General features: G+C 46.9%; 21 protein-coding genes and 6 tRNA genes. 6 read left to right on the top strand and 21 right to left on the bottom strand.

The genetic code is table 11. The annotated features are described in order from the left end of the window. Positions 1–366: 366 nt before the first annotated feature. On the top strand, positions 367–1,827 hold the full coding sequence (locus Q8W32_RS00320) for an adenylate/guanylate cyclase domain-containing protein (protein ID WP_303434913.1): 1,461 nt from the start codon (positions 367–369) through the stop codon (positions 1,825–1,827). Positions 1,828–1,857: 30 nt separating this feature from the next. On the opposite strand, the gene queF is transcribed toward Q8W32_RS00320, so the two are convergent. From queF to Q8W32_RS00305, 3 genes are read right to left on the bottom strand one after another with little or no spacing between them, the layout of a single operon-like run. Then, on the bottom strand, positions 1,858–2,682 hold the full coding sequence (gene queF, locus Q8W32_RS00315; protein ID WP_305413163.1) for an NADPH-dependent 7-cyano-7-deazaguanine reductase QueF: 825 nt from the start codon (positions 2,680–2,682) through the stop codon (positions 1,858–1,860). Positions 2,683–2,687: 5 nt separating this feature from the next. Next, positions 2,688–3,464, bottom strand: a complete 777-nt coding sequence (locus Q8W32_RS00310) for an ABC transporter permease (protein WP_305413162.1) — start codon at positions 3,462–3,464, stop codon at positions 2,688–2,690. Further along, positions 3,461–4,381: an ABC transporter ATP-binding protein gene (locus Q8W32_RS00305; protein WP_303434909.1), complete on the bottom strand. Its 921-nt coding sequence runs from the start codon at positions 4,379–4,381 to the stop codon at positions 3,461–3,463. The genes Q8W32_RS00310 and Q8W32_RS00305 overlap by 4 nt, the downstream gene beginning before the upstream one ends. Positions 4,382–4,407: 26 nt before the next feature. Between Q8W32_RS00305 and Q8W32_RS00300 the strand changes: the two genes are divergently transcribed. Beyond that, on the top strand, positions 4,408–4,716 hold the full coding sequence (locus Q8W32_RS00300) for a PA2817 family protein (protein WP_303434908.1): 309 nt from the start codon (positions 4,408–4,410) through the stop codon (positions 4,714–4,716). A 127-nt stretch (positions 4,717–4,843) separates the two neighbouring features. Here Q8W32_RS00300 and Q8W32_RS00295 read toward each other — a convergent pair. From Q8W32_RS00295 to Q8W32_RS00270, 6 genes are all read right to left on the bottom strand, one after another. After that, positions 4,844–4,919, bottom strand: a tRNA-Gly gene (locus tag Q8W32_RS00295). A gap of 39 nt (positions 4,920–4,958) precedes the next feature. After that, positions 4,959–5,034: transfer RNA gene (locus Q8W32_RS00290), tRNA-Glu, on the bottom strand. A 53-nt stretch (positions 5,035–5,087) separates the two neighbouring features. Beyond that, positions 5,088–5,163: transfer RNA gene (locus Q8W32_RS00285), tRNA-Gly, on the bottom strand. Positions 5,164–5,208: 45 nt separating this feature from the next. After that, positions 5,209–5,284 (bottom strand) — tRNA-Glu (locus tag Q8W32_RS00280). 54 nt (positions 5,285–5,338) lie between these two features. After that, positions 5,339–5,414, bottom strand: a tRNA-Gly gene (locus Q8W32_RS00275). Positions 5,415–5,455: 41 nt separating this feature from the next. Then, positions 5,456–5,531: transfer RNA gene (locus tag Q8W32_RS00270), tRNA-Glu, on the bottom strand. A 552-nt stretch (positions 5,532–6,083) separates the two neighbouring features. On the opposite strand from Q8W32_RS00270, the gene Q8W32_RS00265 reads away from it, so the two are divergent. Further along, positions 6,084–7,301, top strand: coding sequence for a glycosyltransferase (locus Q8W32_RS00265; RefSeq protein ID WP_305413161.1), 1,218 nt, complete (start codon positions 6,084–6,086; stop codon positions 7,299–7,301). Between the two features lie 260 nt (positions 7,302–7,561). On the opposite strand, the gene Q8W32_RS00260 is transcribed toward Q8W32_RS00265, so the two are convergent. The 7 genes from Q8W32_RS00260 to msrB form a co-directional block, all read right to left on the bottom strand. Further along, positions 7,562–8,713, bottom strand: a complete 1,152-nt coding sequence (locus Q8W32_RS00260; RefSeq protein WP_303434426.1) for a glycosyltransferase family 2 protein — start codon at positions 8,711–8,713, stop codon at positions 7,562–7,564. A gap of 3 nt (positions 8,714–8,716) precedes the next feature. Beyond that, positions 8,717–10,924 (bottom strand): glycosyltransferase family 2 protein, encoded by a 2,208-nt coding sequence (locus Q8W32_RS00255; protein ID WP_305413160.1) that lies wholly within the window; start codon positions 10,922–10,924, stop codon positions 8,717–8,719. A gap of 13 nt (positions 10,925–10,937) precedes the next feature. Then, a complete protein-coding gene (locus tag Q8W32_RS00250) occupies positions 10,938–12,551 on the bottom strand; it encodes a polysaccharide biosynthesis/export family protein (RefSeq protein ID WP_305413159.1) in 1,614 nt (537 codons plus the stop codon). Continuing rightward, positions 12,552–13,817: a lipopolysaccharide biosynthesis protein gene (locus tag Q8W32_RS00245; protein ID WP_305413158.1), complete on the bottom strand. Its 1,266-nt coding sequence runs from the start codon at positions 13,815–13,817 to the stop codon at positions 12,552–12,554. It lies immediately after the preceding gene. A 21-nt stretch (positions 13,818–13,838) separates the two neighbouring features. Beyond that, entirely contained in the window at positions 13,839–14,498 is a 660-nt protein-coding gene (locus Q8W32_RS00240) for an ABC transporter ATP-binding protein (protein ID WP_303434422.1), read from the bottom strand. Further along, complete coding sequence (locus Q8W32_RS00235) at positions 14,495–15,289, bottom strand: ABC transporter permease (protein ID WP_305413157.1); 795 nt, start codon at positions 15,287–15,289, stop codon at positions 14,495–14,497. The genes Q8W32_RS00240 and Q8W32_RS00235 overlap by 4 nt, the downstream gene beginning before the upstream one ends. 164 nt (positions 15,290–15,453) lie before the next feature. After that, positions 15,454–15,894: a peptide-methionine (R)-S-oxide reductase MsrB gene (msrB, locus tag Q8W32_RS00230; RefSeq protein ID WP_303434420.1), complete on the bottom strand. Its 441-nt coding sequence runs from the start codon at positions 15,892–15,894 to the stop codon at positions 15,454–15,456. A gap of 272 nt (positions 15,895–16,166) precedes the next feature. On the opposite strand from msrB, the gene Q8W32_RS00225 reads away from it, so the two are divergent. Then, a complete protein-coding gene (locus tag Q8W32_RS00225) occupies positions 16,167–17,384 on the top strand; it encodes a pyridoxal phosphate-dependent aminotransferase (RefSeq protein ID WP_303434419.1) in 1,218 nt (405 codons plus the stop codon). A gap of 29 nt (positions 17,385–17,413) precedes the next feature. Beyond that, positions 17,414–17,836, top strand: coding sequence for a hypothetical protein (locus Q8W32_RS00220; RefSeq protein WP_305413155.1), 423 nt, complete (start codon positions 17,414–17,416; stop codon positions 17,834–17,836). Between the two features lie 24 nt (positions 17,837–17,860). Here Q8W32_RS00220 and pdxB read toward each other — a convergent pair whose 3' ends face one another. Further along, positions 17,861–19,003, bottom strand: coding sequence for a 4-phosphoerythronate dehydrogenase PdxB (gene pdxB / locus Q8W32_RS00215; protein WP_305413154.1), 1,143 nt, complete (start codon positions 19,001–19,003; stop codon positions 17,861–17,863). Positions 19,004–19,347: 344 nt separating this feature from the next. Between pdxB and acnB the strand changes: the two genes are divergently transcribed. Continuing rightward, the gene (acnB, locus tag Q8W32_RS00210; protein ID WP_305413153.1) at positions 19,348–21,951 is read left to right on the top strand and encodes a bifunctional aconitate hydratase 2/2-methylisocitrate dehydratase; all 2,604 of its coding nucleotides are present in this window, start codon (positions 19,348–19,350) and stop codon (positions 21,949–21,951) included. Positions 21,952–22,103: 152 nt separating this feature from the next. Here the strand turns inward: acnB and Q8W32_RS00205 are convergent, their stop codons facing one another. Genes Q8W32_RS00205 through Q8W32_RS00190 form a run of 4 tightly spaced genes read right to left on the bottom strand, consistent with a single transcriptional unit; the run spans position 22,104 to position 26,377 of the window. Then, positions 22,104–22,604 carry a DUF1566 domain-containing protein gene (locus Q8W32_RS00205; RefSeq protein ID WP_303434415.1) on the bottom strand — a complete coding sequence of 167 codons (501 nt, stop codon included), beginning with the start codon at positions 22,602–22,604 and terminating at the stop codon, positions 22,104–22,106. Positions 22,605–22,634: 30 nt separating this feature from the next. Next, on the bottom strand, positions 22,635–24,410 hold the full coding sequence (locus tag Q8W32_RS00200; RefSeq protein ID WP_305413152.1) for a DUF1566 domain-containing protein: 1,776 nt from the start codon (positions 24,408–24,410) through the stop codon (positions 22,635–22,637). 58 nt (positions 24,411–24,468) lie between these two features. Beyond that, a complete protein-coding gene (locus Q8W32_RS00195) occupies positions 24,469–25,002 on the bottom strand; it encodes a DUF1566 domain-containing protein (protein WP_303434413.1) in 534 nt (177 codons plus the stop codon). After that, entirely contained in the window at positions 24,995–26,377 is a 1,383-nt protein-coding gene (locus Q8W32_RS00190) for a DUF1566 domain-containing protein (protein ID WP_305413150.1), read from the bottom strand. Before Q8W32_RS00190 ends, Q8W32_RS00195 begins: the two co-directional genes overlap by 8 nt. Positions 26,378–26,389: the final 12 nt, after the last annotated feature.

Raw genomic sequence — 26,389 nt, 5'->3', positions numbered from 1 at the left:
GAACTTACCCCCAACAGAGGCCGCGCAATATACTGATCTACACCTAGCGCGTCAACCAAAAATTGTTGTTTATTGGCAGCCGCTCTTAAGTCACCCACAACATCCAGCACTCACCCCTCCACTCAAGCCCCTTGGCCAAGCCGGCAACACCCCATCTCGCAATCCCGAAATGGGCCAGATTTGATGCAACCAAGTTCTGCTTGGCTTTGTCATCTTTTCTTCATAACCTCAAGACATATATCAACCAGCACCATTTTCATCACGGACTCTCCTTGATGCAGCTCACATTTACCGCTATACAGGCGATAGTAATTCATTTTATTCAGATTCAGGGTGGCGGCAGCCGAAAGTACCCATGGCAGAACTATGAGCGATTTAGTCGAAAACATTGATACAGCCCCCCGAACCACCCCCTACCCAGATTACATTGCGCGCATACTGGGCTACGGGACGGGCGCAGTGACGATTGCTGCCGGTATTTTCATCCACTACTGGCCTGAAAATTTTTGGACCGCCTTGGCATTCTGCCTGGTCTACCCACACCTGGTCGAAGTCATTGAGCGTCGCACTCCCTGGAATCGCGATACGGCTCTCACTTTCTGGACACAAATAGATGCCGCCATTACCGGCCTATTACTGGGACTCATTCACGCGCCCATTGAACTGACTCTCCCCGCCTTGCTAATGCTGAATACCAGTCTGATTCTGACAGGCAGCAAGGCCAGCTGGCTGTCTGGCGTATTGATTTCTGCAACCAGCATGATGGCTTCTTATCTCTGGCTCAGCTCATGGCAGGCCGATCTTATACCTAACACCCTGGTTATTGTTTGTGGTGTAGCAACCGCGATTTTTTTTGCTGCCCTGGCACTGTTCGCCAGACGCCAGAGCAACCAGATTGGCGCCATGCAGTATCGCCTGAAAAGCCAGATAGACCGCTTTCAGGAATTATCGACCCAGGTATCCCGATACGTCGCTCCGCAAGTAAGAGAATCTATTTTTAATGGTAAACGCGAAGCCAAGCTTGAGACGCAACGCAAAAAGCTGGTTATCTTTTTTTCTGATATCGTTGGCTTTTCTTCCTTGTCAGAACAAATGGAAGCCGAGCCTCTCACCGATCTACTGAATGGTTACCTGACTGACATGTCCGAAATCGCCATGAAGTATGGCGGCACCATCGACAAATTTATTGGTGATGGCATTATGATTTTTTTTGGCGACCCGAACACCAAAGGCGTCAAACGGGATGCCCTGGCATGTGTTGCCATGGCCATTGAAATGCGCCGCCATATGCTCAAGCTGAGAAAACACTGGACCGAACAAGGAATGACGACGCCATTACAAATCCGCATGGGCATCAATACCGGCTATTGCACCGTTGGTAACTTTGGCACCGAAAGCCGCATGGATTACACCATCGTTGGCAAAGAGGTAAACCTGGCCAGCCGACTTGAAAGTGCGGCTGATGCCGGAGAAATCCTTATCTCTCACGATACATTCTCATTGGTTAAAGACAAAATCATCTGTCGACAACGAGGAACTGCCATGGTGAAAGGGTTCCGTGATCCGGTACCGCTTTATCAGGTAGTCGATTACCGCCGGGATCTCGGCGCCAACTCCGGCTTTATGAATCATGAAACCGAAGGTTTTTCACTGTACCTGGAATCCGAGAAAGTACGTGATAGTGAGCGCAGCAAGGTCGCTGAAGCACTGGAACAGGCAGCCAGTAAACTAAGAAACCAGGTCAAAACCCGCGCCCCAGAACGACAAGCCCCGACCGCCCAGCAGCGTGCGGCCAAAGTCGCCGCACAGATGAAATCATCAAAATAAGCAACCGCCCCCAGACAACCTGCGCACCTCTTACTGACGAACGGTTCGGAAATTTTCCAGCGATACACCTTCAAGCGATGAGCGTACCGGGTTGATATCCAACCCTCCCCTGCGCACATAACGAGCACAAACGATCAAAGATTCAGGGTGGCAGAAGCGGTTGATATCCTGGAATATCTGCTCCACACATTGCTCATGAAAGCCCTGGTGCTGCCTCATCGACACCACATAAGCGAGAAAGGATTCAGGTACAATCACAGGGCCGCGATAATATACATACACGCTCCCCCAGTCTGGCTGCCCCGTCACCGGACAATTCGACTTCAGCAAGTGAGAGCACAACCAGCCATCAAATTCGCCATCTGCCGTCGCCAACAACGTACCATCGGGCTGATAGGCTGTAATAGTCACGTCCAGATCATCAACACACAGGGCTGTCGGTGCCGTGCCAAAGTCCAGTACATCCGGCAATGCCGTTAATTCAACCGTGACCGCACATCCCGCGACCGCCGATAAATCAGCCGCCATCCGGGCCTGGACATCCGCAGGAGAGTCAAACCGAGTCTGGTTATAGGAATTCAGATATAACTTGAAGGACTTGGATTCAATCAGGTTGGCACCTGTAGCCGGAATCCGAAACTCCCCCATCGCCACCACAGGCTTACCTTTTGCGTTCAGCCATGACAATTCATACGCATTCCAGATATCTTCACCATACACAGGCACAAAATTCCCCCCGACCAGACGGGAGCGGCCTTCCGCCCGAGGAATAGCAAACAATAAAGAGGCGTCATATTCATCCTTGTAAACAGACGACTTTCCCAGCGGGTTTAATTCAGAATCAATCGTTGCCATAACCTTTATTGCCTCATGCCAGTGCCGCGTTTGAGCAACCACAAACTATAGCTGCTCAGAATTACGATAAACACACCCATCATTAAAAATGAAAACACTACATCAACATCCGACACACCCAGAATGCCATAACGAAAGGTATTCACCATATATAAAATCGGATTCAGTTGGGATACCCACTGCCAATGCTCTGGCAGCAAACTGATCGAGTAAAAAACACCCCCCAGATACGTCAACGGTGTAATCACAAAAGTGGGAACAATCGCGATATCATCAAAAGTACGGGCATGCACCCCATTAATAAAGCCACCCAGTGAAAACAGCACCGCCGACAGCAAAACAATGCCGACCACAACGCCGATGTGATGAATCGTCAAATCGGTAAAATACAACGACAACAGAGTCACAATGACGCCCACCATAACTCCCCTGGCGACTCCCCCTGAGACAAACCCCAGCAGAATGGTGGCAGGATGAACCGGAGCCACCATCAATTCCTCGATACTCTGCTGGAATTTATTACTGAAAAACGATGAGGCCACATTGCCATACGCATTGGTAATCACACTCATCATAATCAGACCTGGCACGATAAAGGACATATAGTCCACGCCACCCATTTCGCCGATCCGGGAGCCGATCAGATTACCAAAAATCACAAAATACAAGGTCATCGTAATTGCAGGCGGCACCAGGGTTTGCTGCCAGATCCGCGTAAAACGGCGAACTTCTTTAACCACGATCGTCTTTAATGCCACCCACTGCACGGCCAAATGATTCATTGGTTATCTCCTTGCACCAGATCCACAAACAACTCTTCCAGACGATTGGATTTGGGCCGCATACTACGTACCAGACACCCCTTGGCAGACAAGGCCTCAAACACGCTATTGATACTCTGACCCTCCTTGACAACCACCTCGATGGTATCCTCTCCCACAACCCGGACAACCCATCCGGCCAGCTGCAAATCGGCAGGAGCTTGCGACATCAGGTCAAACACAAAGGTCTCAGACTTCATATTGGCCAGCAATGCACGAACACTGGTGCAGCGAACAATCTCCCCGCGATTGATAATCGCAATATTGCGACACAGTTGCTCCGCTTCTTCCAGGTAATGCGTAGTCAGAATAATGGTCGTGCCCGCTTCATTCAGCGCCTTCATAAAGGTCCACATCGAACGCCGCAGTTCAATATCAACCCCGGCGGTTGGCTCATCCAGAATCAGCACCTTGGGTTTGTGCACCAACGCACGAGCAATCATCAAGCGCCGCTTCATCCCACCAGACAACATCCTGGATGGCTCATCACGCTTATCCCACAGGTCCAGCTCTTTCAGCAGATATTCAGCGCTTGTTCGCGCTTCACGCCGACTCAGTCCAAAATATCCGGCCTGCGTGACCACAACATCTTCAACCTTTTCAAACTGGTTAAAATTAAACTCTTGCGGTACAACCCCCAAATTGAGACGGGCGCCAAATGACTGCTTATTGACGTCAAAGCCCATCACTTCAGCCAAGCCAGCCGTTTTTTGCACCAACCCCGATAAAATACCTAACGTGGTAGACTTGCCCGCACCATTCGGGCCCAGCAGGGCAAAAAAGTCCCCCTGCTCCACACTCAAATCAATCCCTTTGAGCGCCTGGAAACCATTGTCATACACTTTGGATAAGCCCTGAACTTTCAGTGCCGGAACCATACAAATCAACCTGTTTGAGAAAATACATGAGCGAACAACCGAACCACATCCGCTTGCTGCAAACACTAAAAAGCCGCTTGGCAGCGGCTAGTGAAAGCGAAGTCATCAGTACTGATATGATACACCAGCTTGAGTCTTTAATTGATCAGCTGACGCAACAGTCTGAAACAGCTTATGAAGATACCCGTCAATGGCTCAACAATCTGATGATGCACACTCCACAACTCGCCCCTGTTATTGATCGAGAACTGCTGTGGATCTTCGGTGGCGATTGCCTGCACTACCTAACCGATGAAGAAATAGACCAGTTTCAGCAACAGGATGAAGCACAATAAGGAAGCCGGGATACAACAGCTCAAGTGCGCCAATCACACCTGCACTTGAGCGGCGCTAAAACGCAGGTTTTTCGGCAAAAATACAATAAAAAAAGCCGACTCATTTCTGAATCGGCTTTTTAGAATCTGGAGCGGGAAACGAGATTCGAACTCGCGACCCCGACCTTGGCAAGGTCGTGCTCTACCAACTGAGCTATTCCCGCTTATCTCTTACATACTACTCTATCATAATATCAAGAGAGTGGCATCCCCAAGGGGATTCGAACCCCTGTTGCCGCCGTGAAAGGGCAGTGTCCTAGGCCTCTAGACGATGGGGACACAAAAAAACCAACAACTCACTACATTATCCATTTTGTGCGCTACACAAAAAATGGAGCGGGAAACGAGATTCGAACTCGCGACCCCGACCTTGGCAAGGTCGTGCTCTACCAACTGAGCTATTCCCGCATGACGCCTCTCTTGGTTGTCATACTCAAAGAGCATTCAAGAGAATGGCATCCCCAAGGGGATTCGAACCCCTGTTGCCGCCGTGAAAGGGCAGTGTCCTAGGCCTCTAGACGATGGGGACACAAAATCAATAACACCTTCATTCAGATCATTTACCCAGCACCAGGCTGATAAATGGAGCGGGAAACGAGATTCGAACTCGCGACCCCGACCTTGGCAAGGTCGTGCTCTACCAACTGAGCTATTCCCGCCTGTACCACCACTTGATCTACTAAAATGCACATCAAGAATATGGCATCCCCAAGGGGATTCGAACCCCTGTTGCCGCCGTGAAAGGGCAGTGTCCTAGGCCTCTAGACGATGGGGACGTCTCTGAAGTGGTGCGCATTTTACTTACCTTATTTTTTAATGCAAGCCCCTATCGAAAACAATTAGGCGCGACAGGTAGCTGCCAAGCTCATTGATGAGCCATAGAAACATACTTACACCACATCTACGCGGAGTTATAATGCCTTGACAATAACGGCGAGAAGCTTTGGTTGATGTTACTGGTATTTTTCAACATAATTGCAGGCAACAACGCTCTGAGTAACATACAACTCATCATACTCACCTTGAACACACTAGCAGGGCCCTTCTGAACACGTTGCCACTACCTACCGAAGCCTGCACCAACTCTGCATCGGAAGATGCTGAGCAGGCAGCCTTCAGGAAAGGAGTCACTCCCCAGCCCTGACAGGAGTAAATTTGGAAGTCATTTCATGCCTTAAAGAACGGCTACAAACAAAACTGGCACGCTTCAACCGACTCAGTATGTCAATACAAACCATGGAAATTCTGAATTACAGTTCCACTGCTCTACCAAACACCAATCCTTCTATATACCATAGAAATATTTTAGCTTTAATGCAGTGAATTAAATGGAAATTGCCAAGCAGAAAGAAACCATTCTTTATGTAAGTTTTTCGAAAAGAGGTCAATATTACGCCAATGATGCCTCGGCTCGATATCGCTGCATCTATCAAGCCATGAAAAACTCGGCCAATGGCATTAAAAGTGACATAATTCATATGTCAGAAATAAAAAAAATCTCTCTGAAAAATTATTCAAAGATAATATTTCATCGCCCAAGAATATCAAGAAAACTGATTAAAGTTATAAAAAATATTTACAATCTTGGTATTACGGCAGAAGCTGATTTTGATGATCTATTATTTAGACCAGACTTGGCCTATTCCTCTCCAATGGTTCTCTGCAACAAAGAAAGCTTGGCGTCAGCAAAAAAGAATGCGCGGCGCTCCAAAGCTGCGCTACTGTTATTCCATCGTTGCCACATGTCAACTACAGAGCTCATCAAGGCAGCAAAAGAAATTCATCCACAATGCCTCTACTATTTCACACCAAACCAGATACCATCTTTCGAAAAACCGGTTCAAAACAATTCTATCAAAGACAGATTCAACAACAAAATAATTCGATATTTTCCAGGAACAGCTAACCATACCAGCAACTTCAAAGTAATAGAATCTGCTTTAGAAAACTGGATTAAAAAAAATTCAGATACAAAACTGCATATCATCGGAGATATTGGAATACCTCCAACATTAGAAAATCTAGACCGAGTATCTACAACTAAAAAACTACCTTATAACGAGCTAAGCCAGTATATTGACAGCAGCTGGATAACCATTGCTCCATTATTAAAAAACCCGTTTAACAACTGCAAAAGTGCCTTGAAATTCTGGGAGAGCGCAGCCCTTGGAGTACCAGTCGTAGCCTCCCAAAATCCAGATTTCGACAGATATTTTTGCGATGGATTAAAACTATTCAACAGTCAGGACGAATTTGAATTGGCACTAAAGACTCTCAGCAACAAAAAACAATATCACCAAGCATCTCTGAGCGCATTACAGGCCTCTGAAAATGCGTATTTCTATTGTCCTGATGATATAGTCAAAAAATTTGACAGCGACACCTCCATTCGCAGCTTCAACAAGTTAAACACCAGAAAAGAAAACCACCATCGCTATAAAAAACAACAAAAAAAATTCAAAAAACTTATTCGATCACCAAAACAGTTTTTCAAAGATTCAACTCTGAATCCGTTCAGAAGTTCCAGAAGAAAATCCGCAACTTGAGCTGTCAGAATAAGCTGATATTAAACCCAAACAAAGAGAAGAAAAACAACTGTAACAGTGGCGGCCTGATTAATGATTTATCGGACAAGCATATTGAAAATACTGCGATCATCTACAACAAAATAACACCTACGTATACCAAAAAATGAAAAACCGGCCATAGCCGGTTTTCTTAAGGTAAATCTGTGATTTTACTAGCAATTGATTTTTAAACTTAAAAAACAATTAAAACACCCACTTATTATCTTCAAAATCACAATTCATCCGCCCCAAACATAAAAATCAGTTCCTTTTACCCTAACCGTAAAACTATCCAGATCAGTATCTTTTGGTACTGGATACTTAAATCCTGACATCATTATATCTGTCATGTTTTTTTCTACGAGATCTGGGCGTTTTATATTTAGATTACACTCTTCTTCTTCGTCATTATAAGCTATCACAAGCACTATGTCGGCCATTGAATCAGAAATCACCCAACCCGCAATATTTTCAGCGGACTTATCAATAGCAAACTGAATATACGAGTAATAATGAGTTTTCTCTGCCAATTCTTTAATCAGAAAAGATATCCCAGTACGAATAGATAAAGAGTGTTTAAACAGATCAAATGATATAGCCTGATTCAAATCATGCTCTTTAAAATATGCCAATCCTTTCTCTCGAGTCGCTGAGCCTGCACCGGATCCTTTTCGGCTTTTCTTATCGAAGTGTTCTTTATACGATTTAACAACAAAGTGAGCGACGTAAAGTTTTTTATTATTAATATTTACCGTAAATGGAGATGGTTGATCAATCACATTAGCAGATCGTTCTAACATTGCTGATGAAAAAACTGCACGTTCAATGTTCTCATTATAAAAAGAGCCCGATGTAATAGCACAATGATGTATCCGCATATCACCAATAAGGTCACATTTAACCAGTGTTTTTATATGAGAATTCCGAGGCTCATTAACCCTGGAGCAGCGACTGAACCTTTCAACAACTAGCCCTTGCCCAGGCAATTTTCGACCAGATGATCCAAATATTCTCCAATTTAATACAAACCCAGCGAAATCATCATTATTTTCCGCTCGTTTTATCCAGTCTTTTAAACCCTTACCAGTTTCATTAACCAAAAACTCATCGGCATCCAGAAACAAAAAGTAATCATAGTCTTTTGAATACTCTTTTATAATTCTGTCATATGCTGGTTTTTGAACACCAATTTCTTGAGAAACACGCGGATGATGGATACGATGTATAATCCCCGCCTGATCCAATGCTTCCAGCAACTCGCTGCTACCATCATCACTGACATTATCAGCAATAAAAAAATCATCTACACCGAGCACATAGCGATGATACGCAATCCACTCCAGTATATATTCTGCTTCATTTTTAAGAATTGAAACTATTGCAACCTTCATCTATCACGCCCCTAGCAAAGATATATCGGTATAATCGAATCGGCAACCATAAAGGGACTTTTCACCAATCAATGAAAGATTATTATTATAAAATTCATCTGTTTTAAGACGGTCTCCCCATTTATTCTGCATAAACTCAACCTCACTGGCAAAACGCTGCTGTTTCTCCGGAGTATCTTCGTATCCCCGACTCAAAGACTCATGATGATACAAAAGTACATGGGGAGTCCAGATATTTCGGTAACCGGAAAAATGCACTTTGGCGCAAAAGTCTACATCATTGAAGGCGACAGCAAGATGATCCTCATCAAACCCTTCCACCTCATCAAAAACGGTTTTTTTCACCGCAAGACATGCAGCCGTCACCGCGCTGGTCTGCCGAACGACTGCTAACTGTGCATCTTCACCCGGAGAATCCTGGGGTAGCAGCTTGAATTGATGCCCTGCAACACCTCCTGATCCCAAAAGAATGCCAGCATGCTGAATCAGCCCATTGCTGTACAGTAACTTTCCGCCCACGCAACCCACCCCGGGACGCATGGCATGGGCAACAAGCTCTTCAAGCCAGGCACCGTCAATCACCTCTACATCATTATTCAACAGAACAACAACGTCACCCTGAGCATATCGAACGGCATAATTATTAATCGCAGAATAGTTAAATGGGTGAGGATACTCCAGCAGTCTCACCATTCCTTTTGAATCAAGTTCTTTGAAATACGCAATATCCTTTGGATCATCAGAATTATTATCGACAAGGATTATTTCAAAATTCTTATGCGTTGTTTTCTCATATATAGACTCAACTGCACAACGAACCAGATCGCCACCATTTTTTGTTGGCATTATAATAGATACCTTGATATCGGGGCGCCTTTTCCATATCACCCGATATGTATTTGGAACATCACCAGGTTCCACGCTATCAACCAAAGTATTACTGGAAAGTACATCCGATACCGCTTTCAAACCAGATACAGCAGTATAACTTTTCTGATCGGATGCCAAGGCTGTAGAGCCTTCAACCATACGCCAATGATATAAAATAAATGGAATATGAATAACACCTTTCCGATTCCAGTTAATGGCATCAAGGCACCGCAAAACAAGATCGTGATCCTGACTCCCTTCAACTCCTTTTCTAAGCCCTCCAACACGACGCACCAAATCCGTTCGAATCACAGACATATGCGACATATAATTTTGAGCCAATATTCGCTCAGGATCAAAACCAGACTTGAAATGGGGATCTATTCGACGCCCCAAAGCGTCTATTTTATCTTCGTCCGAATAAAAAATATCCGCCTCAGGATTCCTGACAATTTCATCTGCGACAACCTCCAGAGCATACGGCGATAATTCATCATCATGATCCATAAATACAATATAATCACCTGTTGCCAATGCTAGTGCATCATTGGTTGCGACAGAGATATGACCATTTTGCTCCCGAAAAACGACTTTGACCCGATTATCTTGGCTTTGAAGGTCAACCATCATTTCCTTCAACTCATCCAAACCAGAGCAATCATCTGCCAAACACAGCTCCAATTTCTGATAGCTCTGCGATAGCACCGATTGCACACATCGACGAAATAATTCCAGGTCCGGTTTATACACCGGAATCACCACAGACAACATTGGCATATCAGTATCTGATGCCAGCGTATTACATTGCTCCAATCGTTTTTGAACGAGTCCACCCTCTACCAGGGCCATCCACTCTGAATACCCGGAAAATTTGAGTTTAAATATTTCATTATATTCTGACATGCCACCCGACAATTTTCTGGATGCCAATTTTTTGTCAATCAAGCGCTTGGCATTAGAAGAGCTTAGCTTCACCATAGAGAAGTGCTCAATATCGAAATTGCACTGACAGCTCATAGGATCAAATCTTACCCGTGAGCCTTTGGGAAAATAGGCAACGCGTTTGACAAGTTTTCCTGTCATGTAAATCAAGTTATAGCTGTTCTCTTCCGAACAACCATCTCCGACATCGTAATAGAATTTCGACTCTTGAGCAGGAATATCTGAGTTAATACATAATTCTATCATGTACCAACCACTTAAAAGTTTCGGCAAATAGAATTGAGGATCCGATCCAGTAGCTGTGTAATGGCCAACATCGCGCTCTGCCAGATCTCCACCCATCTCCATGGAAAATCTGAAATCTATTTCAAAAAACTTCTTTCTAATTCCTTTCAACATAAAACCAATCTCTTTACAAGGCAAGTGCGACAGCCGCAGACACTGCAATTTGATATATAACCTGACTTATATCCTTGGTCAGCTGCAGAGCCTTAAGCTTGGGCTTGGCAAGAACAAATATTTCATCACCGGGCCGGACTAGTTTTCTATCACCCAAATCAGATGACGCTTGAACAAAGGTACCATTACTTTTCATAATTAAAACATTTAGTCCTGATAATTTGCTCATTGCGCCACCAGCCTGATCTACATAATTTTTAACATTCATTTTCGGCTGGTAAGAAACAGCAGTAGGAAACAGAACCTCCCCATGAATCATGACGAGGTTTCTTTTAATTGGCACAACAACTTTATCACCCTGGTCAAGCACAATTTGAGCTGGATCATACCCGTCAAGCAATACAACCTGTCCTTTCGGCTGTATTTTTTTTGCCCGCTCAACCCATTGCAAAACTGTCTCTGCTTCTGCTTTTCTAAGTTCTGCGGTTTCTTTTGTTGCCGATCTGGCAGTCAACACACTTTGCTCAAGAGCAGATAGCGATGCCATCAGCATTTCTTTCTGGCGATTGGCCACAGATTTCCGATAAAGCTGAAGGGAATTACGATCAGACAGAGTCGAAAATTCAATTCTATTAATAAGGTCATCCAAGGTACTGCCCCATGGGAGCACCATTTCTGTAGAAGAGTTGTGCTCACCGAGCACCTCAACACTGATACTCTTAGGCCGCAATTGAGATGATATTTTCACGGTTGAACCAGCTTTGACAACCACATCATTTATATCTTCAAGAGAATACTGATAGGCATTGATATCCGTCCCACTTGGCTCAAGCAGAGTAACGTGTGTCGCTGACTCATTTAACGCCACATAATCTATAATTGTTGTTAACAGCTCCCTGTCATCCCTCAATTCAAACTTGCCATTAAACCCGGCTCCACCTTCAACTTCTATATAACCAGAACGAGAGCCAACTAAAATCAAATCTCCGTTCTGAAGTTGAACATCGGGCATTTCCCCTCTTTTCAAAAACCGATACAGGTCTATTCTGGAAACTTCATCCCCCTGACGAATAACCCGTACGTTTCTATAACCACCAAGATCTCTTTTAATCCCGCCTGCGGCGTCAATATATCGTAGAATGCTATCGGCACTTTGCCCTTCATATACACCTGGTTTCTCTACCATTCCGGACACAAATACTTTCACCGTTTGGCTACCCATCAAGGTAACATAGGCATCGACATTAGACTTGAAAACGCGCTTTATCGACTTGAGAACGACCTCGTTAAGTGATTTATTCTCTACTCCCTGAACATTAATAGGACCAACTCTGGGAATAAATATATTTCCTCTCGGGTCAACGATAACTTCCCCTTGAAAGTCAACTCCTCCCCAAATTTGGACTAACAAAGTATCACCCTGGCTCACCTTGTAAACCGGGTTAAGCCCATTAAAAGAAGTCTCACCAAACCCTCCCTCAAATAGCCAATCAGCGTAAAGCGGTGCAGAGGGAGTGGCATCCAATTGCATACTGGATTCAGAATCATCTACCCCTTGGGATACTTCAAGAGCATTAACGACCACCCCGAAAAACAACAGCATTGAAGCCAACAGAAAATTCATCATTTATTCCTTATGCTCCCTGATAATAGCCACCAAAAGAGAAATCAGACCAAATATTAATATTAGAATAAGTAACCATGTCACCAATTTATGAAGCTTATTAGGATATTTCGGCTCATCCGTCACACTAGGATTTTCTACAATAAGCAGATGCTTTAATTTTTGAACAGCCTGACTCCTGACAGAATCCAGACTGACTAGCGCCGAGCGATATAAATCAGATGTCATTTCTACCGACATCGAAAGCTCCTGATACTCAACAGTAAGGCGATTCAAGCCATTATTATCTGAATCAGTCACTTTCTTTTTCTCCTCTTCTAACTGACGATTCAAAGCTGAAAGAAGATTTTTCTGTGCCAATACCTCGGTTGTATTATCATGCATAACAGCCTGAAGCTCTTTAAGCTTGGCCTTCTGTTTGATAATCGAGATTTGAAGCTCGTTTATACCAGTTACGATACCCCCACCTTCCTCTTGAGGACTCAACAGTTTATTAGTTTCCTGAAAAACAATCAGCTTTGTCTGCCATTCAGATAGCAGACCATGAGCGCGAACAACCTCTTCTCTGGCATACTCAACTTGTTCTTTGAACATTTTATCGCCAATATTATTGATAAACACTTCACTGAGATCAATTATTTTATCGGCAACCAATTTCGCATATTCCGGATCAAAAGCCTGAACTTCAACCGTTAATATACCCGACACTTCGTCATGGGAGATGAGAATATGTTTCTTATAATACTCATAATATTGCTCTATCGTAGAATCGATTGGCAGTTTACTGAAAAAATCTATATTTTCATTCTGGTAGTGAGCTCTCAAGCCCACTTCTGAATCCAGTTTCAGAGCCAAATTTCTTGAGCTAATATAGGCTTTGACAAGCAGTGCGTCATTGGTACCTGAACCAAATCCAGCAAAAATTGACAGACCACTCACACTGGATTGAGAACCCGATTCTTTAACCACGAATTGAGATTCTGAAATAAACCTTGGAGAAGAAAAGGCCAAGTAATATATCGCAATCAAGGAATACAAAACAAAGAATGCAATAAAAAACATATTCTTTTTAAAGAATACCCCCATCCAATTGCTTCCATTTTCCTTGTTTGCATCTTCTTTGATCACATCTGCCTTAACATTATCCTCACGCACTTTTTCATCATCGGCAGGGTCTTTAAAAACATTAAATTCTGGGTGTACAAAACGTTCCCGGATCAGCTTGGCACGCTCATACTGATTTTGTTTATGTGTTCTATTTTGCTTCATAATAGCAATCCACCCACCTCATTATGAAGCATTTCCATAATAACTAATTGCATCATCAATATTTTCAAAATATTTAAGCCCACCATTATGTATAACCAACCCGGCACTACAAAAGTTCTTAAGCTGGCTAATAGAATGATTAACCATAACAATACGAGTTGAAGCAAATCGTTTTTTAAGCAAAGTCGCTGCTTTATTTTTAAATTTCGCATCCCCAACTGCGGTTATTTCATCAATCAGGAGTACATCAAAATCAAAATCTAAAGCTATAGTTATTCCCAACAAGACCCGAGATCGCATACCAGACGAATAACTTTTCATTGGCTCATCAAAGTATGATCCAATTTCAGCAAACTCTTCTACCTTGGCTTCCATTTGACAGGTATTTTTAATACCATGAATACGGGCAACAAAACGAGCGTTTTCTCTACCAGTCATGCTACCTTGAATCCCCCCCTGAAGACCAAGAGGCCATGAAATCCTTAAATCAGAGATAATATTTCCAGAACTTGGATACTCAGACCCACCCAGCATTCTAATAAATGTGGATTTACCTGCGCCATTCCTGCCAAGAACACCAATATTCTTATCCATCGGTATTTGGAAATCAATATTTTTGAAAATATAATGACGTCCAGATTTTGTTGGATACCATTTTGATATATTTTCAAGCCTTATCATGATGAAACCAACTTCGTTCTATAAGAAACAAAAAGAAGCATCCCAATAAAATCAGCAATAATTACAACTTTCACAACAAATTCCAATGAGGAGAATCCAGGATCATATCCATAAAAATAAGATTCTCGAATCAATTCAAGACAATGAAATGCTGGATTCCAGTCAAGTAACCCCCAGTATTGAGTCGGGACCATGGAGGCACTAAAAAACACACCAGAAACAATCATCATTGGTGTCATTATAACGCCTACAACTTTAGACATATCTGGAAAATATTCAAATAAAACACATAAAATAAGAGCAATTCCGACCGCCAGGGCCACCAATAAAAATATTGCCAGCAAAACCCCAGGGAGAGATACGGGTGTAACCTTGTACCCCAAAAACCAGTACATTGAAAGCATAAGTGTTACAAAAACAATTGCCATCGTCGCCAACTCGATAAGTAAGCGTGTAATAATTGGGTCAATAGGCTCGACTTGCCGGTATGCCATAAGGCCTTTATTGGACAGAACAGCATTACTTAATTGAGAAATAAGTTTGGTGAACAATTTAAAAGGAACCAGGCCTACAAGCATTAAAACCGGAATCTCTACGCCTGACAGACTGGTACGCCCCATTAGAGAAAAGATAGTCGTCAACACAGCCGCCTGCCCTGCCGGCTCAGCAATGGCCCAGAAATAACCCAAACGACTTCCACCGAAACGAGTACGTAATTCCCGGATAAAAAGCGCGTACACCGTATCTCTCATAATCTGCAACGATGATCGTGTTGGTCGGCGTTCAATCACAGATTTTTTCAACCTTTATTGGATCTCTTGGCATCAAGCAGGCTTCAAAGCACAAATTCTTTCAACTTACAAACCATAATCAGTATCCGCTTTGAAAATAATTGTCGCTGAGTATACACAAAAATTTCCTGCCAAAAAGTGTCAAGTAATATCAATTACTACAATTAGGTAGCCTGATTCACAGTATGGAATACAAGAGAAGCTGAGTTTATACAGAACCTCAGTCCGGTGGGGGCTGGGCCATCATCAAACACATGCCCGAGATGTGCATCACAGGTTGCACAAAGCACTTCCGTTCGCACCATACCATGAGATCGGTCGGTACGCTTGTCCACAGCACCGTCCAGCTCCTGATAAAAGCTGGGCCAGCCGCACCCGGCATCGAACTTGGTATCGGACACAAATAACGGCTCACCACAACAAGTGCAGCAGTACACCCCCAGGTCTTCTGTTTTATAGTACTGGCCAGTAAAAGGCCGCTCGGTTCCAGCTTCCCGAGTGACAAAGTAGGTATGAGGATCAAGTAAAGCTCGCCATTCCTCTGCGCTGCGCTCTACTCTGCGGCCGCTTCGCTCTTTTTGGGTGTTATCGGTCTTGCTGGTCATCGCTCATTTCCTCTTACTTGTTACGCCACAGGTGACATCAAACCTTACCTTTCCGGCAGACAATATCATCCTTCCAGATTTATGGTCGATCCATTGCCATTACCGCAACCATCCCCTCTCGGGGACTTTAAGCTTTACGATCTCGGGAGTATCATTTCTGCCCTGCCGATCAGGCGTTACACGACGACATCGGCTGATTCCCTACTTTTTATTCGGTTGCACTGTAGCTTCTATACACCTACAGAACCCGATTCATACACAGGCCCCCTTTAATGCAGGAAGTTCGCAAGTCCAACAAGCTAGCCAATGTTTTTTACGACCTCAGAGGCCCGGTTCTTCAGGCCGCCAAACGGATGGAAGAAGAAGGTCACCGCATCCTCAAGTTAAATATAGGCAACCCTAAACCGTTTGGTCTCGATGCCCCCGAAGAAATCATCCAGGATGTTATTCATAACCTGCCTGATTCCGAGGGTTACGCCGACTCCAAGGGACTTTTTTCTGCTCGCAAAGCCATCATGCAATACGCCCAGCAGAAAAACATTGCTAACGTTGGCTTGGAAGACATTATCGTTGGTAATGGCGTCAGTGAGCTGATTGTCGCCTCAATGCAAGGCTTGTTGAACAACGGTGATGAAGTGCTGGTTCCCGCTCCGGATTACCCGTTATGGACGGGTGCAGTTGCCCTCGCCGGAGGACGGGCCGTCCATTACATCTGTGACGAGCAATCGGAGTGGTATCCCGATCTCGACGACATACGTGCCAAAATCACAGACCGTACCCGCGCCATGGTGCTGATCAACCCCAACAATCCAACGGGGGCGGTGTACCCGACCGAGTTGCTGCTGGGTATGCTGGAGATCGCCAGAGAGCATGGGCTGATCGTATTTTCAGATGAAATCTACGACAAAATCCTTTTCGATGGCGTCACTCACACGTCAACAGCCTCCCTGGCGGATGATTTGTTGATTATCACGTTTAACGGTTTATCCAAAAACTACCGCCTGGCGGGTTTTCGTTCCGGCTGGATGATTATCAGTGGTGCCAGACACAAAGCCAGAGATTATATCGAAGGCTTGGAAATGCTGGCTTCAATGAGGCTATGCGCCAATGTACCTGCCATGTACGCAATCCAGACTGCGCTGGGAGGTTATCAAAGTATCGACGACCTCGTAGCAAAGGGCGGCCGGATTTGCCAACAACGGGACATTGCCTGGGAAACGCTCAATAATATCCCCGGGGTCAGCTGCGTCAAACCCAAAGGAGCCTTGTATTGCTTTCCCAAAGTAGATAAGGATAGATTCAACATTCTGGATGATGAGCGCATGGTGCTGGACTTGCTGGAACAGCAAAAAATCCTGGTCGTGCATGGCACTGCCTTTAACTGGAAGTCGCCCGATCATTTTCGTGTGGTATTTTTACCAAGACCAGAGGATCTGTCACTGGCAATGAGCCGGATTGATCAATTTTTCCGGGGTTATACCCCTGTCTGAAATCATTATTTGACCCATTGGAATCGGCCATGCTTGACGTTCATATCGACGATTTTTTCAAGGACTGCGCAACCATCCTGCTGATAGGCTTCAAGCATTTCCCCCGGCCCCATACCCTCTTTGTTGAGGATATTTCCGGGCCGGACCAGATGGACGATTTTGGCCTGCACAGCAACCGCCATCTGTCGGCCATGGGCACTTTGAGCTGGTTAAAAGAGGAAGGCTACATACGTTTCAGCGGCCAGGATCGGCAAGAATCCATCGATGACTTTGTCTTGACCAGCAAGGCGCTGATGCGACTGCTGTCCTCATCCAAAAACACCTCTCCAAGCGCTGACAATACAACAGCAGAAACACCAACACCGGTGATACAGGTATTGGAATTTGCTCGTTTGCAGAATGACACGACCTGGATCAGCCAGATCATTCAGACCAACCTGATCACTCCCTGATCCGGCAATAGCCACCCTGTGGTGTTATTTGGTCCGGACGGCAAACCCGGCTGATGCCAGCAGTTGCTGCAAATCAACACACTTGGCTGGCACGCCAACCTTCATGGTAGGTATATCACGACGCAACGGATAATCCCGGCGCAAGCGATCAAACGTCTGCTTGACATTCTCAGCCCGCGACATGGCCGAGCGCATTTTGCCGTCGTCAACCCGTATTTCATAGGATGCACGAATGGCAGTCCGTAACGCCTGGTTTAACGGCACCTGATCAGAAAAATTGACGCGCCGAATACCCGGTTCTGGTAAGAACTGTGCCAGCTTGCGCCGTATTGGCAACCCGAGAAAATCACATACAGCCTGATAGATCATTTCCGTACCACGCATTTTTCCATCCAGGGAATAACCAGCAATATGTGGTGTCGCCAACATACACCGATGCATCAAGGCAATATCCAGATCAGGCTCTTTTTCCCACACATCCAGAATCGCTTCAAAATCACCATGCGCCCGGAGGTGTGCCAATAGTTCCGTATTGTTAACTACTGCCCCCCGACTACTGTTGATCAGACAGGCATCCGGCTTCATCTGATCCAGCTGTTCAGCCCCAATCAGGTGATAAGTAGGAAATTCGCCATCGCGGACCAACGGCGTATGCAAGCTGACAATGTCCGCCTGCAATACTTCCTCCAGTGACGACAGTGGCCCGACGTCGGCTGCCTCTTTGAATGGATCGGTTGCAACCACGGTGACACCCATTTCCTCAAGTCGTCGGCGCAGGCACAAACCAACATTACCAACACCAATAATGCCCACTGAAAGATCAGCAAAGACGATGCCACGCACATCCACCAGCACACTGATAGCACTCAAGACATAATCCACTACCGCTTGTGCATTACAGCCAGGCGCACTGGCAAAACCGATGTTTTCCTGCTGTAAATAATCAAGATCAACATGATCTGTACCAATGGTGGCGGTACCAACAAATTTGACCGAAGTCCCTGCCAACAAGGCTTCGTTGACCCGGGTCACCGACCGTACCAGCAAAATATCGATATCCAGTAATTGGTCTGATGTCAGGTTGCGGCCATCAAGGCGCCGAATCTCACCAAATTCAGAAAAAAAAGAATCGACAAGAGGGATGTTTTCGTCAGCGGCTATTCGCACAAGGGTATTATCCAATTGAGGTACAGACAAACATTCTGTCAAGCCACACCCGTCATTACAATGGTCACCGGGTCCGACCAAAGAACAAGCTGGCAGTCTCACTGGAGTGTATTGCGAATAACAATCATCCCGGCGCAGCCCATTTCCCCGGTGAATAATCGTTATCGGTAAGAACCCTGACATCAAAAGCAATTACGACTATTGGATTCCTTAACCGAAAGGCTGTAATCGAGTATACTGCCGCCCCTGAATTCCCAATGGAACAACACAATCTGAAGGTTGCCGGCACCCTCACAAGGGGAACCCGGGTGAATCTGAAGATTCATAGAGATGAGGAAAACACCGTGTTAGAAGCTTATCGTGCTCACGTTGCTGAGAGAGCAGAGCAAGGCATCCCACCCAAAGCGCTGGATGCTGAACAGACCGCCGCTCTGGTCGACCTGCTGAAATCGCCACCTGCTGGCGAAGAAGAAACTCTGGTTGATCTGCTGGAAAACCGCATTCCACCCGGTGTTGATGAAGCCGCTTATGTTAAAGCCGGTTTCCTGAGCGCCATTGCCAAAGGTGATGCGACCTCTCCTCTGGTTTCCAAAGAGAAGGCCGTCCAATTACTTGGCATGATGCAAGGCGGTTACAACATCGCCACTCTGGTGGAACTGCTGGATGACGCTGACCTGGCTGAACTGGCCGGAAAAGAGCTGAAATCCACCCTGCTGATGTTTGATGCCTTTAATGACGTCAAAGACAAAATGGACGCTGGCAACGCCGTTGCCAAATCCATCATGGAATCCTGGGCCAACGCCGAATGGTTCACCCAAAAAGATAAAGTCGCCGAAAGCATCAAGATGACCGTATTCAAGGTCACTGGCGAAACCAACACCGATGACCTGTCTCCAGCTCCAGATGCATGGTCCCGCCCTGATATTCCTCTGCATGCGCGCGCAGCCTATAAAATGACTCGCGACGGTTTGACACCTGAAGAACACGGCGTCACCGGCCCAATGAGCCAAATCGAGGAAATCAAGGCCAAAGGCCTGCCAGTTGCTTTTGTTGGAGACGTTGTGGGTACTGGTTCTTCCCGTAAATCCGCCACCAACTCCGTACTGTGGTTCTTTGGTGACGACCTGCCTGGCGTTCCCAACAAACGCGGTGGTGGTGTGTGTATCGGTTCCAAAGTAGCACCTATCTTCTTCAACACCATGGAAGATGCCGGCGCGCTGGTCTTCGAAGCACCTGTTGACAATATGAACATGGGCGACGTGATTGATATCCGTCCATACGAAGGCAAAATTCTGAACGAAGCCGGAGAAGTCATCTCTGAATTCAAATTCAAGTCAGATGTTATTCTGGATGAAGTTCAGGCCGGTGGCCGTATTCCACTGATCATTGGTCGTGGTCTGACTACCAAAGCACGCGAAGCACTGGGTTTGGGCGCGACTGACCTGTTCCGTCTGCCAGTTGATCCTGTCGATTCCGGCAAAGGCTTCTCTCTGGCCCAGAAAATGGTTGGTAAAGCCTGTGGTCTGGAAGAAGGACAGGGTGTACGCCCAGGCACTTACTGCGAACCCAAAATGACTACTGTCGGTTCTCAGGACACTACCGGTCCAATGACCCGTGATGAACTGAAAGATCTGGCTTGTCTTGGTTTCTCTGCCGACCTGGTAATGCAATCCTTCTGTCACACAGCGGCCTATCCAAAACCGATTGACGTTGCCATGCAGCACAGCCTGCCTGACTTCATCATGACCCGTGGTGGCGTTTCACTGCGTCCTGGCGACGGTATCATCCACTCCTGGCTGAACCGTATGTTGCTGCCAGATACCGTTGGTACCGGTGGTGACTCACACACCCGTTTCCCAATGGGTATCTCTTTCCCTGCCGGTTCCGGTCTGGTGGCTTTCGCCGCAGCAACCGGTGTGATGCCTCTGGATATGCCTGAGTCCATCCTGGTTCGTTTCAGCGGCACCATGCAACCAGGCATTACCCTGCGTGATCTGGTACACGCCATTCCGCTGTACGGTATCAAGCAAGGCATCCTGACGGTTGAGAAGAAAGGCAAGATCAACGAATTCTCTGGTCGCGTACTGGAAATCGAAGGTCTGGATCAGCTGACCGTTGAACAGGCATTTGAGCTGTCCGACGCTTCTGCTGAACGCTCCGCTGCAGGTTGTACTGTAACCCTGTCTGAAGAGTCCGTTGCTGAATACCTGAAATCCAACATCGTTATGTTGCGCTGGATGATTTCTGAAGGTTATGGCGATCCACGCACTCTGGAACGTCGTGCCCAAGCCATGGAAGCATGGCTGGCAGATCCAAAACTGATGCGTGCAGACGCAGATGCCGAATACGCTCACATCGTTGAAATCAACCTTGACGAAATCAAAGAGCCTATCGTTTGCTGCCCGAACGATCCGGATGATGCCAAAACATTGTCTGACGTTGCTGGCGTCAAAGTCGACGAAGTATTCGTTGGTTCTTGTATGACCAACATCGGTCACTTCCGTGCCGCTGGTAAACTGCTGTCCCAGCACAAAGGTGGTTTGGCCACTCGCTTCTGGATGTCTCCACCGACCAAGATGGATGAAGCCCAGTTGATGGAAGAAGGCTACTTCAACATCTACGGTACTTCCGGTGTTCGTACTGAAATGCCAGGGTGTTCTCTGTGTATGGGTAACCAGGCACGGGTTCAAGCTGGCACCACCGTACTGTCTACCTCTACCCGTAACTTCCCGAACCGTCTGGGTGATGGCGCCAACGTCTACCTGACCTCAGCGGAACTGGCTTCCGTTGGTGCGATTCTGGGCAAACTGCCAACCACCGAAGAGTACATGGAATACGCCAACAAGCTGAACAGCATGTCGGCTGATATCTACAAGTACCTGAACTTCGACAAGATGGACGAGTACACCAAAAAAGCAGCCACCGCTGTTATCGCTTCTGACAAGTAATCCCGCCAACAGCACCGGCCTTTGCCGGTGCTGTTGACTCGATAAAAATCACAGGCAAATAAAAAACCCCGATACTGACTTCAGCATCGGGGTTTTTTATTGCTTGCCCACTGGCCCCTCAAGGGTAACGGAGCAATCCTGACCGCGCAGGGTTAATCAATATCCCGCACCGCACGAGCGACCGCGGTGTAGTCATACTCCCCTTTCGATACCGCTTCTTCACCGCCACTCTGGAAGTCAACCACCCGGGCCGTATCCGGTGATGAGACATAGGTGGTCGATGACCAGTACTTCACCACATAATTGTCCGTATCGATCCAGATAACCGCATCATTGATTGCAAAGCTCGAACAGTTACGCTCCACCAGCGTTCTGAGTTCATTGATGTTAGGCAAACGCCAGTCGCTATAATCCCCCAGAACCAGCTCGGAGGCGTAATTCAACGCCAATGACCAGCTGAGGTAACCCTGTTCGTCTTCATCCTCACCAACACAATCGCCGTCCGTCCAGGTCATGTTCAAAGGACACATGGACCACATCAACCCGGCGTCGGCGTCGGTCACTGTGCCATCATCGTTATCCGTCAAATCTCCCAAAGACAGACACTCATTATCAGAATCAGCCACTGCCACTGAAGACAACAGCGCAGCCATAGCAAGACACCCTATATTTAATCGCACAAGCTATTCCTCTCCAACGACCAGACGAATCGATCGATAAATTCCGACCGAGGAACTTTCCATCGACGTCAATGTGACATCACCATCCGAGAAATCAACCACCCAGGCCTTGACGCCGTCATAGTTGATATCCGACGTCCAGTAGCCTTGTTTTGATACATAACGGGTATTAGGGAACAGGTCAGTATCAATCGTTGGCGAGGTTTCACCATGATGAACAATAGTCACCAGCTCATCCACCGTTGGCAAACGCCAATTGGAATAGCCACACAATTCCAGATCGTTTATATAGGCAATATAGTTCTGGGTATTACAATTCATGTCGATATAACACGCACTGGTATCTCCTTCCTCGCCCAAAGTGCCACTCACCAGGCTGTTATCCGTACTGTACCAGGTGAAGCGCTCATCAACACTTTGCGCAACATATTCGTCTTCCAGCTTGGATTCCCACAACAATCCGGTATTGACATCAAAAACACAGCGCCAGTCCTCGACACTTTCTCCAACAGCGTTGCCTTCACTGTCGATTTTCAGAAAATCAAAGCCCGCATCGCCATATCCGGTTTTGACCAGGTCATCATCCGCATCCCGGCCTTCGTCGCCATCCTGCTGAGGGAAATCATCAATCGGGCAAGAAGTACCGGCTTCAGATTCTTCATAGCAGGTCGTCAGACCAGTATCATTACGGTTTCCGGTTGCCCCCACCGTCACCGCGATCGTGGTGGATGCAATGACCTCGTCACTGGCACTGCTTTCATAATCATCCCGGGCGGCGGTGACCCGAAAATAATAGGTCAATAAATCATTGTCCGACTCCAGCAAAAAGCTGGTGGTCGTAATATCCATCTCCAGCGTACCACCCAGATAACTGCTGTAATTGGCGATATCATCCGACGGAATAGTCTCCCGGGCATAATAAACATTATAGGACTCCGCCGAATCCACCTCATCCCAGGTCAGGGTAATGCCGTCTTCATCCGACTCAGCCACCAGATTATCCGGCGCAGCCAGATCCGGAAATATGGTAATCAGTACCTCGTCGGAAGACACCGCCCCCTGCTCATCGGTGACTTTCAATACCAGAGTCACAATACTGTCTTCGGTGACATCAGGGGCCACAAAAGTGGCCTCCGGATCTGTTTCATCGGATAGCGTAATATCGGTTCCGGTCGACTGAATCCACTCATAAGAGACAATATTACCGTCCTGGTCAGACGCCTCCCCTTCCAGATAAACGGTTTCTCCAACATTGACCTCCTGGTCCTTGCCAGCGTCTACCATTGGTTCCAGGTTGCCCGTTTCATCATATTCAACCGCGACACTCAGGGTCATGGTATCGGTATCACTGGCACCGTCATCATCCGTCACCGTCAGACTGAAAATCATGTCTTCGGCCACCGTCAAATCCGGCAGCACCACTGACGTATTCGCTGAATTCGGGTTCACTATCTCGGCATCAGTACCACTGAGTTGAGCCCATTCATACAAGACCACAGTGCCGTCTTCATCGATACCCGAGCCAGGCAAGGAAACCGTAGCCCCCTCATAACTGGACTGGTCGCTGCCAGCATTGGCAACAGGCGCAATATTATCGCTGTCACTGTCCTCATCATCAGTGTCATCGTCGTCATCAGTGTCAGTATCGGTTTCCGAACTGTCATCACTATCACTGGTCGATTCCGGGCCGCTCTGTGAACCACAGCCGGCCATAACCCCCACCAGCATCAAGATCAGGATATATTTCACCATGCCGACTCCGGTACTAGCATTCATCATTTCAGCCGCCTGTCTGTCAGAAGGGTCTTCTTGGGTATCACATATAGATTAGAGGCCATCACATATCCCTCACCAGAATCAGGTAGCCATTAAGATACAAGGTATCCCGTACACGACCATTATAAAAATCCACCATCAAGGTTGTTGGCTGGTCACTGCTGTTGTTTCTGGCCGAAGCACTCCAGAAATAGCCACTGGTGATTTCCGGGAAATAATCGGTATCGATCGCCGGACTGACACACTGCCACTCCACCAGACTTTGCAACTCATTGATATTGGGGAGCCGCCAACTGTCATAACCCGCCAGAACCGCCTCATCGGCATAAAGGTAAGCTTCCGTCAGTGTCAAACCGGTGGCTGTACCGGAGCACTCGCCGTCATCCCAGGTCTGGCCATAAAGACAGCTAAACCACAACAAACCGTAAGTAGCGTCGTAAACCGAGCCATCCTGCTGTATTTCAAAACGATCGTCACTGATGCTAGCCGCTACGGTATCAAGACATTGTTGTTCAGCAGTCACCAGAGCGCTGAACAGGGTTCCCGAGCCAAGGCACAACGACAGCGACAACCGCTTCAGCCAATATTTATTCATCTGAAGTACCATCACTCACCATAATCACACGGGCACTGGCCTGCTTGTCGTAAGAGGTGTCAGCCTTACCGTACAAATTGACCATCCAGGCCTGATCCGGGGAATCAGCGCGTGTGGTGGCAGTCCAATAGTGATAATCCAGAGCCAGCTTGCAGCCGCCACCATCATCCAGGCAAGCACCGGCAATATCGGCAACCGAGCGTAATTCTGCGACCACCGGCAAACGCCAGTCACTTGCACCACAGAGAGTCTGAAGATTCAGAGCAGCCGCATAGGCACTGGTATTGCACACACCGGAAACACATTCAGGGCCGTCTTCCAGCCCGGCATAACCGCCATTCAATGTGTCATCGTCCTGGTACCAGCTGAACTGATGGACCGGATCACGCAAATTCGTGGTCGAACTTTTCAGCTCTATGGTCATGCCAGTGACATTGTCACGAATACATTCCGCCAGCTCACTGCCCGGAGACAGCTCATTGCCATCCTCATCCAGCAAAGTCCAGTCAAACCCTCCCAGACCAGTACCGGTTTTGGTCAGGCTACCGGCTTCTTCCTCTGCGGTGCGGCCATATTCGGCATCCTGCCCTGGCCGGTCATCAACCGGACAGCTGGCCCACTCCCCTTCGGTGTCCACACATTCAGTGACACTGGTATCATTCAATTCATCCGTGGCCGAAAAATCCTTGCCAATAACTCGCGCCACCTCCGCCGTGGGCTGGCTTTCTACTGCCAGCGTGTCACTGACATAGGAAGCCGTCAGCAAAAAATAGTATTGCTCACCGTTCGAAAGATCCATCTGATAGCTGGTATCCGTGATATCCGTCTCGACCCCGGCACCGTCCAGCTCATCATAGTCATCCAGATCACTGAGATTCTGAAAAGTCTCCTGAGCGTAATACAGGGAGTAGCTTATCTCGCCATCGGCATCATCCGACAAACTGATGGCATCCCAGCCAAACACAACGCCAGCAGAGTCCACGGGAGAACGCACCAGAAAATTATCGGGGGACTCAATCCCCTCAGCCACGGTCACGGTTACGGTTACACTGGAGCTGCCTCCTTCGTTGTCCGTTACCGTGATGCGGAACTCCAGCTCATAACCGCTCAGCCCTGCAGGGGCATCAAATTCAAGCGTATCGGTGGTTTCTCCTTCCAGCTCGACATCGTCACCCGAGACTTGCTCCCAGAGATAGGACTCAATAGTGCCATCGGAGTCACTGGCCACCACAGTCAGGGTTACACTTTCGCCACCCGCTACCGAGAGCTCAGACGTTACCGTAACAGAAGGGGCAATATTTGTGTCGTCACTGGAAGAAGCGCAACCGGAAAGAATATATAAGCAGCCAGACAGGCAAAGGGCACGCAATAACAAAGTTCACACCTG

Source organism: Oceanobacter sp. 3_MG-2023 (assembly GCF_030688925.1).
GTDB lineage: Bacteria > Pseudomonadota > Gammaproteobacteria > Pseudomonadales > Oceanobacteraceae > Oceanobacter.
The sequence above is the reverse complement of the archived record's forward strand: the minus strand, read 5'-3'. Positions and strand labels throughout refer to the sequence as shown.

Bases quoted from the DNA above. Each gene is read 5' to 3' on its own strand.
- Q8W32_RS00320 (WP_303434913.1), top strand. From the start codon at position 367: ATGAGCGATTTAGTCGAAAACATTGATACAGCCCCCCGAACCACCCCC.
- queF (WP_305413163.1), bottom strand. From the start codon at position 2,682: ATGGCAACGATTGATTCTGAATTAAACCCGCTGGGAAAGTCGTCTGTT.
- Q8W32_RS00310 (WP_305413162.1), bottom strand. From the start codon at position 3,464: ATGAATCATTTGGCCGTGCAGTGGGTGGCATTAAAGACGATCGTGGTT.
- Q8W32_RS00305 (WP_303434909.1), bottom strand. From the start codon at position 4,381: ATGGTTCCGGCACTGAAAGTTCAGGGCTTATCCAAAGTGTATGACAAT.
- Q8W32_RS00300 (WP_303434908.1), top strand. From the start codon at position 4,408: ATGAGCGAACAACCGAACCACATCCGCTTGCTGCAAACACTAAAAAGC.
- Q8W32_RS00265 (WP_305413161.1), top strand. From the start codon at position 6,084: ATGGAAATTGCCAAGCAGAAAGAAACCATTCTTTATGTAAGTTTTTCG.
- Q8W32_RS00260 (WP_303434426.1), bottom strand. From the start codon at position 8,713: ATGAAGGTTGCAATAGTTTCAATTCTTAAAAATGAAGCAGAATATATA.
- Q8W32_RS00255 (WP_305413160.1), bottom strand. From the start codon at position 10,924: ATGTTGAAAGGAATTAGAAAGAAGTTTTTTGAAATAGATTTCAGATTT.
- Q8W32_RS00250 (WP_305413159.1), bottom strand. From the start codon at position 12,551: ATGATGAATTTTCTGTTGGCTTCAATGCTGTTGTTTTTCGGGGTGGTC.
- Q8W32_RS00245 (WP_305413158.1), bottom strand. From the start codon at position 13,817: ATGAAGCAAAATAGAACACATAAACAAAATCAGTATGAGCGTGCCAAG.
- Q8W32_RS00240 (WP_303434422.1), bottom strand. From the start codon at position 14,498: ATGATAAGGCTTGAAAATATATCAAAATGGTATCCAACAAAATCTGGA.
- msrB (WP_303434420.1), bottom strand. From the start codon at position 15,894: ATGACCAGCAAGACCGATAACACCCAAAAAGAGCGAAGCGGCCGCAGA.
- Q8W32_RS00225 (WP_303434419.1), top strand. From the start codon at position 16,167: ATGCAGGAAGTTCGCAAGTCCAACAAGCTAGCCAATGTTTTTTACGAC.
- Q8W32_RS00220 (WP_305413155.1), top strand. From the start codon at position 17,414: ATGCTTGACGTTCATATCGACGATTTTTTCAAGGACTGCGCAACCATC.
- Q8W32_RS00205 (WP_303434415.1), bottom strand. From the start codon at position 22,604: ATGGCTGCGCTGTTGTCTTCAGTGGCAGTGGCTGATTCTGATAATGAG.
- Q8W32_RS00200 (WP_305413152.1), bottom strand. From the start codon at position 24,410: ATGATGAATGCTAGTACCGGAGTCGGCATGGTGAAATATATCCTGATC.
- Q8W32_RS00195 (WP_303434413.1), bottom strand. From the start codon at position 25,002: ATGAATAAATATTGGCTGAAGCGGTTGTCGCTGTCGTTGTGCCTTGGC.